Origin of the sequence: Streptomyces sp. NPDC058812 (assembly GCF_042744565.1) — a bacterium.
Taxonomy (GTDB): Bacteria; Actinomycetota; Actinomycetes; order Streptomycetales; family Streptomycetaceae; genus Streptomyces; species Streptomyces thinghirensis.
In genome coordinates this window covers 266,185-280,505 of sequence record NZ_JBHYOB010000007.1, presented here as the reverse complement: position 1 = coordinate 280,505, position 14,321 = coordinate 266,185, and the positions used below count along the sequence as shown (strand labels likewise).

The 14,321-nt window shown below is 73.9% G+C and carries 5 protein-coding genes; 1 reads left to right on the top strand and 4 read right to left on the bottom strand.

Going from position 1 to position 14,321, the window contains the following annotated elements:
* Window positions 1-2: 2 nt before the first annotated feature.
* The gene (locus ACFW48_RS16950) at window positions 3-2,057 is read right to left on the bottom strand and encodes a phosphocholine-specific phospholipase C (RefSeq protein WP_386315358.1); all 2,055 of its coding nucleotides are present in this window, start codon (window positions 2,055-2,057) and stop codon (window positions 3-5) included.
* A gap of 172 nt (window positions 2,058-2,229) precedes the next feature.
* Between ACFW48_RS16950 and ACFW48_RS16945 the strand changes: the two genes are divergently transcribed.
* Complete coding sequence (locus tag ACFW48_RS16945) at window positions 2,230-3,525, top strand: MFS transporter (protein ID WP_386315356.1); 1,296 nt, start codon at window positions 2,230-2,232, stop codon at window positions 3,523-3,525.
* Between the two features lie 19 nt (window positions 3,526-3,544).
* On the opposite strand, the gene ACFW48_RS16940 is transcribed toward ACFW48_RS16945, so the two are convergent.
* The 3 genes from ACFW48_RS16940 to ACFW48_RS16930 form a co-directional block, all read right to left on the bottom strand.
* On the bottom strand, window positions 3,545-5,629 hold the full coding sequence (locus ACFW48_RS16940) for a hypothetical protein (RefSeq protein ID WP_386315354.1): 2,085 nt from the start codon (window positions 5,627-5,629) through the stop codon (window positions 3,545-3,547).
* Window positions 5,626-9,189 carry a DUF5682 family protein gene (locus tag ACFW48_RS16935; protein WP_386315352.1) on the bottom strand — a complete coding sequence of 1,188 codons (3,564 nt, stop codon included), beginning with the start codon at window positions 9,187-9,189 and terminating at the stop codon, window positions 5,626-5,628. The genes ACFW48_RS16940 and ACFW48_RS16935 overlap by 4 nt, the downstream gene beginning before the upstream one ends.
* Before the next feature lie 74 nt (window positions 9,190-9,263).
* Window positions 9,264-14,312, bottom strand: a complete 5,049-nt coding sequence (locus tag ACFW48_RS16930; RefSeq protein ID WP_386315350.1) for a DNA-binding protein — start codon at window positions 14,310-14,312, stop codon at window positions 9,264-9,266.
* Between the last annotated feature and the right edge of the window lie 9 nt (window positions 14,313-14,321).

Here is a 14,321-nt window from a genome sequence, read left to right as displayed (position 1 = left end):
CGTCAGTCCGTGACCATCGCCGGGTCGCTCACCCCCGGCCGCCCGTTCTCCACGTGTCCGGCGAGGCGCCGCAGGAACGCCGGGTCGGCCTCGGAGGTGACCGTCACGTCGTACCAGCGGCGGCTGCGCGTGAGGTCGACGGTGTGGTGCACGGTGGCGCCGGGGCGCACGGAGACGGTCCTGCCGGGGTCGCCGTAGGCGTTCTCGACCCGGAGACGGACCGTGCCGGACCCGGTGTTGGTGAGGGTCAGCCGGACGTCGTCGCCGGTGTGGCGGGCGGTGACCTCGGGCCCGGCGTTCTTGTTGGGGCCCCGGAAGGCGCGCAGGAAGCCGTTGGGGCCGTGCACGGTGAGGTCGTACGAGCCGTCCGAGTACGCCGAGTTCCAGGTGTCCGCGATGGTCTTGCCGGCCTCGGTGGTGTAGGTCCAGGGGCCGTCGGTGCGGTTGCCGGAGGTGACGAGGAAGGCGGCACCGGCCTTGGCGCCGGAGGCGAAGGTCAGCGTGAACTTCCCGGCCGCCGCGTCCACGGCGCCGTCCACGTGCGGGGCGTACCGCAGCGGGCGGGCGGGGCGCAGACCGCGTTCCTGCCGGGGCATGTCCGGGTCGGCGGGCGGCGTCGGGCGGTAGTCCGGGTGGCGTTCGCGGTCCGGCGGTTCGTAGGCGTCGGTGTCCGGCAGGTCGGCCGGGCGGCTGTCCTGCCGGGAGAAGTCGAAGGCGGCGGTCAGGTCACCGCAGATCGCGCGTCGCCACGGCGAGATGCCCGGCTCGCGCACACCGAAGCGGCGCTCCATGAACCGGATGATCGAGGTGTGGTCGAAGGTCTCGGAGCAGACGAAGCCGCCCTTGCTCCAGGGCGAGACGACCAGCATGGGCACGCGGGGGCCGAGCCCGTAGAAGCCCTCGCGGTGGGTCTTGCTCCCCTTGAAGACGTCCAGGGAGACGTCCACGGTGGACCGGCCCTGCGCCGCGGACTTCGGCGGCAGCGGCGGCACCAGGTGGTCGAAGAAGCCGTCGTTCTCGTCGTAGGTGATGAACAGGGCGGTCTTCGCCCACACCGCCGGGTTGGAGGTGAGCGCGTCCAGGACCTGGGAGATGTACCAGGCGCCGTAGTTCGAGGGCCAGTTGGAGTGCTCGGTGAAGGCCTCCGGGGCGGCTATCCAGGAGATCTTCGGCAGCCGTCCGGCCTTGACGTCGGCGCGGAGCAGGTCGAAGTACCCGTCGCCGTTCCTCACGTCCGTGCCGGTGCGGGCCTTGTCGTACCAGGGGTCGCCGGGCTTGGCGTTCCGGTACTTGTTGAAGTACAGCAGGGAGTTGTCGCCGTAGTTGCCGCGGTAGGGGTCGTCGATCCAGCCCCAGTGGCCGGCCGCGTCCAGGCCGTCGCCGATGTCCTGGTAGATCTTCCAGGAGATACCGGCCTCCTCCAGACGCTCGGGGTACGTCGTCCAGTCGTAGCCGAGTTCGTCGTTGCCGAGGACCGGGCCGCCGCCCGTGCCGTCGTTGCCCGTGTGACCCGACCACTGGTAGTAGCGGTTGGGGTCGGTGGAGCCGATGAAGGAGCAGTGGTAGGCGTCGCACACGGTGAAGGTGTCGGCGAGCGCGTAGTGGAAGGGGATGTCCTCGCGGGTCAGGTACGCCATGGTGGTGGTGCCCTTGGCGGGCAGCCAGCGGTCGTACTTGCCGTTGTGGTAGGCGTCCTGGCCGTCGGACCAGCCGTGCGGCAGCCCCTCCAGGAACTGCATGCCGAGGTCGTCGGCCTCGGGGTGGAAGGGCAGCACCTCGGTGCCGTCGCTCTTGGTCTGGTGCCAGACGGACCTGCCGCCGTCCAGGGCCACCGGGTGCGGGTCGCCGAAGCCGCGGACGCCGCGCAGCCTGCCGAAGTAGTGGTCGAACGAACGGTTCTCCTGCATCAGGACGACGATGTGCTCGACGTCCTCGATGGAACCCGAGCGATGGTTCGCCGGGAGCGCGGCGGCCCGCTCGATGCTCGCCGAGAGGGCGCTGAACGCCGTGGTGGCGCCCGCGAGTTGGAGGAATCGGCGCCGGTTCACTTCGGCCATGGGGTGTAAGAGCCTCTCGCCTTGGGGGGACTCACCCGGCCGGACGGCGCCGGATGATGACGGAATGCGCGCGAAAGGAGTGTTCCAGGAGCAGCAAACGTCAGGGAAGGGTCCGGTGGCGCTGGTGTGAAAGTCACCGGTACGTGAGGTGTGCCGGGCCCGCCACCCGGGGATGGTCGCGATCATGACAGGCACGCACACGGAAGCGCCCCCGGCCCGACGGCCCGTACGCCAGCTCCTCGCCGCCTCGGTGGGCAACGCCGTGGAGTGGTACGACTGGTACGCCTACACCTTCCTGGCCACCTACATCGCCGACCAGGTCTTCCCCGAGAGCGCGGACAACTCGCTGGTGCCGCTGCTGTCGACGTTCGCGGTGTTCGCGGTGGGCTTCTTCATGCGGCCGGTCGGCGGCCTGTTGATGGGCGCGATCGCCGACCGGCGCGGGCGGCGCGCCGCGCTGACGGTCACCATCCTGCTGATGGGCGGCAGCAGCCTGCTGGTCGGCCTGACCCCGACGTACGCGGCGGCCGGTGTGCTGGCCCCGGTGGTCCTGGTCGTGGCCCGGCTGCTCCAGGGTCTGTCGGTGGGCGGCGAGTTCGCGGCGTCGACGACCTTCCTGGTGGAGTCGGCGGGCCCGGGCCGACGCGGCCTGTTCTCCAGTTTCCAGTACGTGTCGACGACGGCGGGGCAGCTCGTCGCGTCCGGTATCGCGACTCTGCTCGTGGACACACTGAGCGAGGGGCAGATGAACGGCTGGGGGTGGCGGGTGCCGTTCGTCCTCGGCGCCGTCCTCAGCCTGGTCGGCTTCTGGATCCGGCAGGGCGCCCAGGAGACCCGCAGCGCCGAACAGCAGAAGGCCCCGCGCCCCGGCCTGTTCGAGGCGCTGCGCCGCCATCCGCGCGAGTCCCTGCTGATCTGCGGCATCACGGCGGGCGGCACCATCGCCTACTACACCTGGACCTCGTACCTGCCGACGTACGCCGAACTCAACACCGGGCTGGACAAGGCGGACGCGCTGCTCGCGGGCACGATCTCGCTCGCCTTCTTCGCGCTCCTCCAGCCGCTCGGCGGGCTCCTCTCCGACCGCTTCGGCCGCCGGCCCCTGTTGTTGTTCTTCGGCGTGGGGTTCGCCCTGCTGAGCGTGCCCATGCTGCACTCCCTGCGCGACTCGTTCGCCGTGCTGCTGCTCGTGCAGTGCGCGGGCATGATCCTGCTGACCGGCTTCACCTCGATCAGCGCCGCCGTCAACGCCGAGATCTTCCCGCCCCGGGTGCGGGCGGCCGGCATCGGCTTCCCCTACTCGCTGACGGTCGCCCTGTTCGGCGGCACGGCGCCGTACGTGGGCACGCTGTTCAAGGACCTGGGCCACGCGGGGCTCTTCCCCTGGTACGTCGCCGTCCTGTGCCTGCTGTCCTCGCTGGTGTACCTGCGGCTGCCGGAGACGGCGCACAAGGAGCTGGAGCGCTGACGCCCCGTACGGGTCGGGTTCATCCGCGCCAGGTGCGGCGGGCGAGTGCCGCTTCCGTACCGGCGAGATAGACGGCCGTGGCGAGCCACTGGGCGGTGTAATGGTCCTGATCGTCCGGGCGGAGGCGGCCGAAGGCGTCGCGGGTGCGGTGCGCGGCCACCGCGCCGAGCGCGGCGACCAGTTCCGCGCCGGTGGCGAATCCGCCGCGGCGCAGCGCGGCCTCGTGTCCGTGCCGGTCGTTCTCGCGTGCGGGTTCGGCGACGGCCCGGCGTCCTCCGGCGACCGACAGTTCGACCATCCCGCGAACGCGCCAGAGCGGCGAGTCGGCCGCGGGGACGGCGTCTTCGGAGGGGGCGGACGAGGACGGACAGGGGCGGTCCGGCGGGAAGTGTTCGCTCCGGAGGTGGTCGTAGCCGAGATCGGCGCGGCCCTGCCACTCGTCCGGCAGGCGCAGGGTCGCCCCGGTCCCGGGTACCGGCCCGACGGCGAGTGGACGAAGGGCCGTGACCCGGTCGGGGTCGACGCGGCCGAGGACCCGGATCCGCAGACCGGGGTGCGCGCCCAGCCGCCGGAGGTTGGCGGTGTGGGCGAGGCCGGGATGGCGGTGGGCGGGGACCAGCCGGGCGGGTGGCACGGATGCGGGCCGCCGCTCGTTGCACGGGTCGCCCGGCCCCGGCAGTACACGCACCAGCAGTTCGTCGCCGTCGGCCGCGACGATCTCCGCGTCGCAGCCGGTCAGGGGCGCGGCATGCCCGGCTCCCTCGGGGGCGGGCTCCGAGGCCGGACGGGCGAACACCGTCGCCCAGGCGGCATCGGTCCAGGGGCGTCCGGCGGCGAAGGTGGCCCGGACACCGCTCTCCGGCAGAAGGCGGCCGTCCGGGTCGACGACCGCCCCGGAGAGGATCAGACCGCCGCGGGACAGCCGGAAGTGGTCGCTCAGGAAGGACCGGATGGCGACATGTGCGGTACCGGCGCGGCGAGCCCTGGCCGGGCCGCCGGGCTTCACGTCGCGGAGCGCGTACCAGCGGCCGTCGCCGTCGACGAGATGGGTGACCACCCCGCCGGGGGCGGCGGAGCCGTCGGGGCCGCCGGGGGCGCCAGGGCCGATCACCGGCTCGCGGCAGACGCCGTAGAGCCGCAGCGGGCCGTCGGGGTGGTGATTGTGGCGGACCGTGCCGATCAGCGCCGGATTCGGGTCGGCCGCCTTCAACCGGTGGGTGACCAGGAGGAGTTCACGCAGCGCGCGGACCAGCTCGGCGATGCCGTGTGCACGGTGCGGATCGCGTGCGTCGCGCAGATGGCGTACGACGCTGAGGGCCGCGCCCTCCGCTCGGTGCAGGCCGGCCAGGCGAGCCGTGTGGGCGGCACGGAGCAGCTCGGCCTGGAGGACGGCTCCGGCACCGGCGGTGCCGGCGGAGAGCACGGCCGCCGCCACCGCCCAGAGACGGGAGGCGGCGCGGGTCTGTTCGGCGGAGGGGGTGGCGGGAGGGAGCGAGTCGGTGGGAGGGGTCGACTCTGCGGGGCGGCTCGGTTCGGCGGGACGGCTCGGTTCGGCGGGACGGCTCGGTTCGGCGGGACGGCTCGATACCGTGGGGCGGCTCGATTCTGCCCGGCGGCTCGATACCGTGGGGCGGCTCGATACCGTGGGGCGGCTCGATTGTGCGCGGCGGCTCCATTCCGTGGGGTGACTGGGTTCTGCGGGGCGGTCCGCTTCGGCCGGACGAAGCGGGGCCGCGCGGCGGTCCGGCTCCGTGCGACGGTCCGCGTCCTCGGACGGGGTGCCGCCCGCCGGTTCCGACTCGGCGACCGGGCAGGCGCCCAGGACCGCTGCCCGGTGCAGGCAGCGCGGAGCCAAGAGGCAGGTGCAGCGGGCCTGGTCGGCGTCGGTGACCGCGCCGGACGGGCCCGGCGCCAGCGTCACCCGGGCGTCCTCGCCGCAGCGGACGCCGGAGGTCCCGTCGCCGGTGGTGACGGGTGCGACGGCCAGGGCCTCGACGGCCGCGTCCAGCCTGCCGCGCAGCCGCGTGGTCAGGCTCTCCACCGCGGAGGCGAAGACCTCCGGCGCGACCGGTGGGAGTGGGGCGCCCGGACGGGCAGGGCTCATCGGGTCGCTCCACGGACGCGCTCGCCCACCCAGCGGGCGAGCGAGAGAGGACTGAGGGCGGCCACCGGCATACCCGCCGCGACGAGTTGCCGGGTGACCGGCACCGAGTAGCGGGGGACCCCGTCGCCGTCCAGGGCGGCGCAGCCCAGCGGTTGGACACCGGAGGAGACCACGGCCCGGACCTCGGCCAGCAGGCCCTCGATCGCTGCTCCCTCCTCGAAGTCACTGACGACCACCATCAGTGTGCGGTTCGGCACCCGCACCAGCGTGCGGGCGTGCGCGAGTCCGGCCGCGATGTGCGTGCCGCCGCCGACCTTCACCTCCAGCAGCAGGGAGAGCGGATCGGCGACCCGGTCGGTCAGGTCGACGACCTGCGTGCTGAAGGTGAGGAAGTGGGTGGAGAGCATGGGCGCACCGCTCAGTACGGCGGCGGTGATCGCCGACCAGATGACCGAGGACTCCATGGACGCGGAGACGTCGACGACGAGGATCAGCCGCCAGTCGTTCTCCCGTGCGGTGCGGGTGGTGAAGACGGGCCGTTCCGGGATGACCTCGACCCTGCCGTCCTCCAGTCGGCGGGTGTGGGCGAGGTTGGCCCGAAGCGTGCGGGGAAGGTCGAGCCGGCCGCCGGGGCGCCGGGTGGGGCGGGGCGTGGTGAGACCGGTCAGCGTGGGACGCAGTCGGGTGGCGAGTTCCCGGGTGAGTTCTTCGATCAGCCGTTTGACGAGCGGCCGGAGGCTCGCCATGCGCTCCTCGGGCATCCCCCTGGCGAGCGACAGCACGGCCGACAGCAGTTCCACGGAGGGACGTACCGAGGCGGGGTCGAGGTGGGCGATGAGGTCGGTACGGCCGCTCTCGACGGCGCGCCCCAGGACTTCCTCCCGGATGTCCGCGCCGAACAGTGCCCCGAGTTCCTCGGCCCAGTGCCGGGCGCTGGGAAAGCTCGGGCCCCGGCCGCCGGTGCGCCCGCCGTCATCGCGGCCGTCGGCCGAGTCCGCCTCACCGCCGCCGCCCTGCTCGCCGCCGCCCGCGCTCTCCCCGTCCCCCGAGCCGTCCTGCCCGTACTGGCCGTCCTGCCCGTGCTGGCCGTCCTGCCCATCCTGTCCGAACAGCTCGTCGAGGGCCCAGGCGTACGGCATCAGGTCCGGGGGCAGTTTCGCCGTGTCGCGGCTCAGTAGCAGCCGCCAGCGGTCGGCGGGGCCGATCCGTGCGGAGCCGTGCGCCGGGCCGCTCAGTGCCTCGGCTTCCGGGTGCGGTGGGCGACCGTGGCCGGTGTCCGAGTGCGTCGGCGCCGAAGGACTCACCAGCCCGGCCAGGCCCACCGCCCTCAGTGCGGCGAGCCCTTCGTGGTCGGCCTCGGCCCACCGGCCGACCAGCTCGGCGGAGGCGGGGAGCCGCAGGCCGGGCCGGTGGCCCAGGCGGTCGGTCACGGCCGCGAGCAGCCGGCCCCGGCCCGCCGGGGTCAGCGCCCGGAAACCGCCGCGCAGCGCGGGGAGCCGGTCGAGGAAGTCACGGTCACTCATGGTCTCGACGCGCTCGAACAGCGGGTCGAGGGCGCTGGGGACGGACTCCATCAGGGGACCGGCGGCGATGAGCACCCCCGTGAGCCGACGTTCCAGTCGGCGCCGGGTGTCCGGCCCCGTCGCCGCGTCGACCCACCCGGCGAGCCTTTGCCCGAGCAGGTCCGAACCGTCCAGATCGAGCAGCACCCGGGCGGCGAGAGCCGCACCCTGGACCAGCGGGGACCCGGCGGTGGCGAGCCGGTACAGCTCACCGTCCAGCCGCAGGCCGAGCCGTTCCTCGGCGCTTCGGACGGCCAGGGTCACGACCGCGGCGGCGTCCTCCTCCTCGTCACTGCCCGCCAGCCCCGGCAGGGCACGGACGGCGGCTTCCAGAACGGTGTCGGAGAGTTCGGCCGCCCGGACGCGTACCCGTTCGGTGGTGCCGGGCAGATGTTCGCGCCGTAGGGACTCCAACAGGTCCAGGGCGTACAGCAGTTCGGGCAGAGTGGCCGCAACGGGCAGCACCCGCGTGGCCTCGGCGAGGCAGTCGCCGACCAGGTCCGGCAGCGCACACCTGGCCGCGGCGCCCAGGACGTCGATGACCTGGGCCGGGGTGGCTCCGCCGGCGGCCTGCGACGCGCGACGGTGGTTCTCCCGGAGGGTGCCGTCGGTCGCCTGGGCGGCGGTGACGCCTCTGACGCCCACCAGTTCGAGCCGGGCGGCGACCGCCGGGGTCCAGGTCACCCGCCAGCGTGTGGTGAGGGCGCTCCCGTCCCCCGTGGCGGACACCTCGACCGGCTCGGCGTAGCCCGCCCCGCACTCCTTGAGACGCTGAAGCAGGATCTCGCGCCGGGCGTCGAGGGCGGAGCGCAGTGGCTGGAGCCGGAGCTCCCGGCGGGCTGGGCCGCTCGGACCGGGCATGCGCAGCGACGCGAGCTCCGCCTCCACCCAGGGGCCGAGTCCGGAACGGGGTGTGCCTGGGGCGAGGTGGCCGCGGTCCGTGCCGACCAGCACCGTTTCCAGCACCCTGCCGAGCGGTTCGCCCTGGCCCAGTACGGAGGTCACCGCTTCCAGCAGTTCGCTCCGGCCGGGTGCCGGCAGGCCGCGCAGGGTGCCGAGATCGCAGGCCAGCCGCAGGGTCTCGATGGCCTCACCGGTCCCCGCGGCGTGCCCGGACGCCCGGATCTCCCGGCACAGTTCGGTGATGACGCGGGCGGCGGCGTCGCGTATCCGGCCGGGATCGCCCCCGGCGTCGAGCACGGCCTGCCGCCAGCGCGGGTCACGGACGCCTGCCGGGTAGCCGGAGCGGGGGTCCAGCAGGGCGAAGGCGTACGGCACGAGCGACGTGACGACCGCGGAGCCGCCGCCGGGGAGGCCGCCGGCAGTCGCCGTCGGGTCCGGGGGCTCCTCCTGGCCGGCCAGGCCGGGGGCGTGGAACGCGCCGATCACCGCCGCGACCCGGCGCCCTTCGGCCGCGGCGACGGCGACGCCGCGGCGCATGTGTGCCTCACGGGCGAGGTCGACGGCCGCGACACCGCCATGCGTCCGCCGGTCCCGGCGCAGCATCCAGCCGGCGCCCAGGGCCGCACGGCGTACCGCCTCGGGTGTACTGCCCGGAGCCAGTGACTCCACGGTGCGGTCCCACAGGTCGTCTCCGTCCGGTCCGGGCGGTCCCGCGTCGGCGTCGGCTCCGGCCCGCCATCGTGCAGCGGTGAGGGGGAGGTCGCAGCAGATCACTTCCGCGTCCTTTTCCCGTGCCCAGCGGATCGCCGCCAGTTCCGGGGAGAAGTCGGCGAGGGGGTACGAGCGCAGCCGTCCGTCCTCGTACGCACCGGTCAGCGCCACCGGCGCGGCGGTGCGCGGATCCGAGAGATAGGGCAGCCACGGCTGGAAGTCGGCCGGCAGCTCCACGCACACGACCTCGGCCGCCGCGGCGTCCAGCAGCCGGGGTACGGCGACGGCGAGCGCGGGGCTGTGGTGCCGTACCCCGATCAGGTACGGCCGGGTGCGGGCTGCCAGCGCGGCCACCTGGGCGGCCGCCTCTTGTCTTGCGGTCATACGGTCCTGGGTCCAGGTGAGTGGTTCCGCGGGGACGGCCGCACAGCGGCGACCGCCCCCTCCAGTGGTGGAACTCAGCGGCGGCGCTTGCGCGGTCGCGGCACCTCCAGTTCCTCCAGTCGCGGCCCGTCCCCGTCCTGGACCCGCTGCCAGGCCTCGCGGTACAGACCGGCGACGGGCCGGGTGGGCACGACGACGCCCAGTACGGGGCTCTCACCGTCGAGCAGGTCGTACATCGGCAGTTTCCACCGCTCCAGCGGCAGGTGCGGATTGGCGGGCTGGGTCCAGCCGCCGGGCAGGAACAGCGAACGTCCGGCCTTGGAGCGGTTGCCTTCGACCACGAGGTCGGTGGCCGCGAGTTCGGTGCGGGCGGCGCGGAGCCGGGCCGTTCCACCGCGTTGCTTGCCCCAGCCGGTCCAGCGCGCGGTGTTGCGGTCGGTGGGGTCCGGCATGGCGAGCAGCATCAGGTAGAGGACGGCGGCGTCCTCGCCGATGCCGTGCCGCTTGGCGACCTCGCCGACCAGGTCGGGCACGGACCGGGCGGGGTCCTGCGGCCACCACAGGCCGTCCTCGTCGCGCTCGCCCGCCACCGGGTTGCCGGGGTCGGCGAGCAGCTCGGCGAAGGACCGGTCGTGGACCATGCTCAGCGCGGTCTCCTGGGCGTTCGGTCGTTCCCCCGTGAACAGCGCCGTCAGGTGGGGGTCGTGGCCGGCCTCGTCCAGCAGCGCGGGCCGGATGGCCGGGACGGGTTCGGACCGTTCGGTGCCCAGCACGACCGCGCCGTAGCGCACGAAGTCCTCGCCGGTCTCCGTGGGATCTCCGGCGGCCCGCCGGAACGCCTCCCAGTCGATCCGCCGGTCGAGAGCGATCAGCAGGCCGGGGTGGGCCAGCCGGTCGCGCAGCGCGCTCAGTACGACGGGCAGGGTGGCGCGGACCGGGTCGCCGGACGGGAGCCGGTGGGCGAGCCACGCGGCCAGGGCCACGGAACCCTTGAGGACGTCGTTGTCGAAGCCGGGTGTCTTCTCGGCGGTTTCGAGGTAGTAGCGGCCGAACTTCCAGGTCAGGTCCCGCGTCAGGCGGGGCTCGGTGGTCATGTCGACGAAGCCGTGCAGGGCTCCGGGCGGTGCCCACCCCGGTGACACCACGGTACGGGCCGCGTCGTGGAGCACGTCCTCGGAGACGGGCGTGCGTCGGCCCAGCCGCTCGTTCCAGATCTCGGCCGCGCGGGCGGCGTCGGGGCCGTCCGTCCACAGCCGTGTCGGCTCGGCGGGGAGCAGCGCCGCCACGACCGCCTGCCGGGCGCCCGCGTCGAGGGAGCGCAGTTCGTCCTTGGCCACGCGCGCGTCGGCCGACTTCACTCCGATCGTCCTGAGCGTCGCGGGGGGCACCGCCTCGCGCTTGTCGTCGATCATGGGCAGGCCGGCGACCACCAGCCGGGCCATGGTGGGGGTGACGCCGGTGAGTCGCGCGAACTCCTCGGCGGCCACCGGGAACCAGGGTGCCGGGCCGCGCTCGGCGAGTTCGGCGCGGAACGCCGCCGCCCAGCCGGGCGATCGTGTCGGCTTCGGCACGAACGGCCCCGCGGCGACCAGAGTGTACGGCGCGGGTACCTCGAACCGGCCGGACGGATCGTGGAAGACCGCTCCGTAGCGCTGGCCCGTGGTGTCGTCCTCGGAGTCCCATTCACGCAGGAAGTCGAACGCGCGGTGGGGGAAGAGCAGGAACGCGCCGCCGTCGAGGTCCAGCACCGTCTCGTCCGTGTTGCCCTGTACCGCGTCGGGCCCCTCGAACAGGCTCTGATCCAGCCGCAGCCGGACGCGGCGCCAGTGGCCGGGGTCCAGCTCCGTGAGTCCCTGCGCGTCGAATTCCGCGAGGAACGCGTCCAACGGCTGCCGGTGCTCCTCCACGGTGGGCACCGAACCGGCCCGCAGGGCCACAATCGCGGGCAGCTCGGGCAGAGCCAGGGCGTCGATCTTCCTCAGCGACTCCTGTCTGGCCAGCTCGCGGTGGGTCCGACCCGGGGGAACCGGCTCGGCCAGGCCCCGCATCGACCGGCCCAGCAGGAGCGGCAGGTCGTGGAGGTAGTGGTCGCCGGCCCAGTAGTGGGGGCGCCAGCCCCGGCCGGTCAGGCCGACACCGTTCACCGCCGCCTCGAGCAGCTTGTCTCCCGTCCTGGGCTGTGGCTCCTGCGGCTCGACTCCGGCGATCGCGGAGTCGAGCCGGGTCAGCGCCTCGTCGAGGACGCGCTGCTGTTCGGCGGCGAACCTCACCACCCCGGCGATGCCCGCGCGCAGCGCCTCGTGGCCGACCTCGGGCAGGAGCGTGCGGACCAGGCTCTGCACCACGTCCCGGTCGTCCGTCTCCTCCCGGTCCTTGACCGGCTCGTCGTCCCTTTCGGCAGCCGGCGCGGCCACGGCCCCCGCCAGGAGTGCCGCCGCGGTGTCCTCGCCGACCCTGCGGAGCGCGGCGGACCCCTGCGGGTCGCGCGGCTGGAGGAGGTGCCAGTAGCGCAGGTGCGGAAGCAGGGCCGTACCCGCGTTGAAGGGTCCGGCCCTGAAGCCGGACCCGCTCTCGGCGACCAGCGCGCCGTTGGCGTCGAGCAGCCGGACCGTGCGCGACTTCTGGGTCACGGTCACCGGCCGGTCTGCGCCGGGGAACACCAGCGCGTGCTCCGGGTCCGCGTCCACTCCGGGCGGCACGACGACCGAGCGTCCGGCCAGGTCCTCGCCCCGCCGCGAACCGTCGGGGAGGGTCACCACCCGCCAGCCGAGCACCCCGTCCACCGGGGCGCACATCGGGCCCGGTACGGCGGCGGGCGCGGGCAGCAGCCAGGCGCTCCCCAGGGTGCTGCCCTCCGGAGCGGTGCGCAGCGCCTCGCCGATCCACTCCGGTGCTCCGGGTTCGCCCAGCGTGTCGCCGACCGGGTCGTACGCGCGCCAGGTGTACCGCTCCTTCTCCCCGTCCTCCTTGGCCCACACCCAGTACGACGTGCCGTCACTGATCACCTGCCGCGTCCACGGTACGAAGGCGTCCCCTCGGCGCAGCACCCCGTGACCGGTGGCCCGGCCGCCTCCGGGAAGGGGAAGGGACGCGGGGGCCATACCGCCGTTGACTCCTCCGCTCCCGTCCACCTCGCACGGCCACCAGGCGTGGACGTCACCCTCGACCGCCATGCGTGGCGAGTCGGTGGTGTCGTGCCAGTACCCCTGCCAGGTGAGGGTGGAGCCGGCCGTGGAGGACAGTCGCCACCAGACGAGCAGCCCGCCGTCCACGTACTGACAGGAGAACGACCCGAACAGGTCCGAAGGGTCCGGGAGGCGCGGCACACACGCGAGAACCGTGCCCTCCGCCCCGATCACCCGGGCCTCTCCACCGGACATGACGATGAGGTACGGCCAGCCGTCGACGACCCTGATGCCACGGTTCTTCTCCCGCGAGGCGTCGGACCGCAGGGCTTCCTCCCAGGCGGGCCAGCCCAGCTCGTCGAGGACGCCGGTGCGCAGGGTGCGGGCCAGCGCGGGGGCGACGCCGGTGGCGAGGGCTTCCCGCACCTCGTCGGCGGCGACGGCCAGCACCTCTCCCGGCAGCCAGGACAGCGTGCGCAGCGGGCCGGAGTAGCCGAGGAACTCGGCCAGTTCGCTGGTGAGGTACGCGCGGGCGGCCTCTGCCACCCATGGGGCGAGCATCGGTCGCCCGCCGGGGGACGCGGCCAGGTTGACGACGGTCTCCTCGCTGTTGCCCCACTTCCCCTCGGGACAGCCGCGCCGGAACGCCGGACGGAAACGTGCGTCGGCCTCCAGCGCGAGGAGATCCCGCCGGTACTCGCGGGCCGCCCACGTGCTCAGGGCGAGCCTCTGGTCGTCGCCCGGTTCCGCCACCGGTATGCCCAGGGACAGCAGCTGGTCGAGCAGGTTCACGTCGCCGACCGGGGGCTGGAAGGTGTCCCCCTGGGCCCGGAGCTCGGCACGCAGCGCGTCGGCCATGCGGTCGACGAGGGGATAAAGTTCCGGCGGCGCGGCCTGATACCCGTCGGTCCCGCACAGTGCGAGGAACCTGCGCGTCCATCCGACCGTGCCGTCGGGGGAACGGGCCTCGGCGGGCAGCGTGGCGTCGCACAGCCCGGCAGTCGCCCCGGAGTCCTCCAGCAGGGCCAGCCACTGGGGCAGTTCGTCCCGCTCCCACTCCGCCGGCAGCAGTCCCAGCAGCGTGCCGCGGACGGCGGGCTCCCGCCGGGCCAGTTCCAGCAGGGCGGCCCGGTGGGCCTTCCACCAGCCGGGCGGTGCCTTGACCGTGCCGGGCAGGGGCAGCATCTCGCGGAGGTAGGCCATCTCCTCGGTGAGCGCGTACTTGCCCGCGACCGCCTTCGCCAGCCGGCGCAGGTCGGCCGCGCCCGGGCTCGACGGCGGCACGCCGTGCGCGGCGAGCCGGACGAAGAGCCCGCGCAGGTGCCGGAAGGCCGTCGCGGCCGGTACGCGGGACGACAGCCCCTTGGCGTAGCCGGAGAGGATCTTCGTCGGCACCGCACCGGCCAGGGCGAACTCGAGGAACACCGCGTCCATGCGTGCCTCGTCGAACGGCAGCGCGTGTGCCGTCTCGGCCTTGCGCGCGTTGACGAACATCTGGGACGCGTAGGCCGTCTGGTCGGCCCCCAGGAACACCCGCCCGGCCTGCTCGTAGAAGGTCGGCAGGAAGTGCGGTACGGAGCCCGCGAGCCGTTCGCCGATCGACTCGTAGGTGGCGCGGGCCTTCTTGGCCCGGGATCTCACCGTCCGCGCGACCTTGTCCATCTCCTCGACCAGGGACATCGCCAGGTGCCCGTCCGAGGGATGACGGGCCAGCACCCATTCGGGGAAGCCCATGGCCCGGTGCTGTCCGACACCGACCTCCACCGGCTCGCCCTCGGGTTCGAGTCCGAGGAAGCCCGTGTCCGGGTCCCCGGTCCCGTCCTCGGCGATCAGGCGCACCACGGTCCGGCCGTCCAGTCCCGGATGCCGGTAGGCTTGGGCGTACACGGGCACGGCCCGGTCGCCTCCTCCGGTGGTGCCCGGCGGCAGTACCGCGCCGGCCCGCAACAGCTCCTCCACCTCTGCCGTCGCCGCGTCCCCTGTCGTGCCGTCGCTCATGCTCAGGTG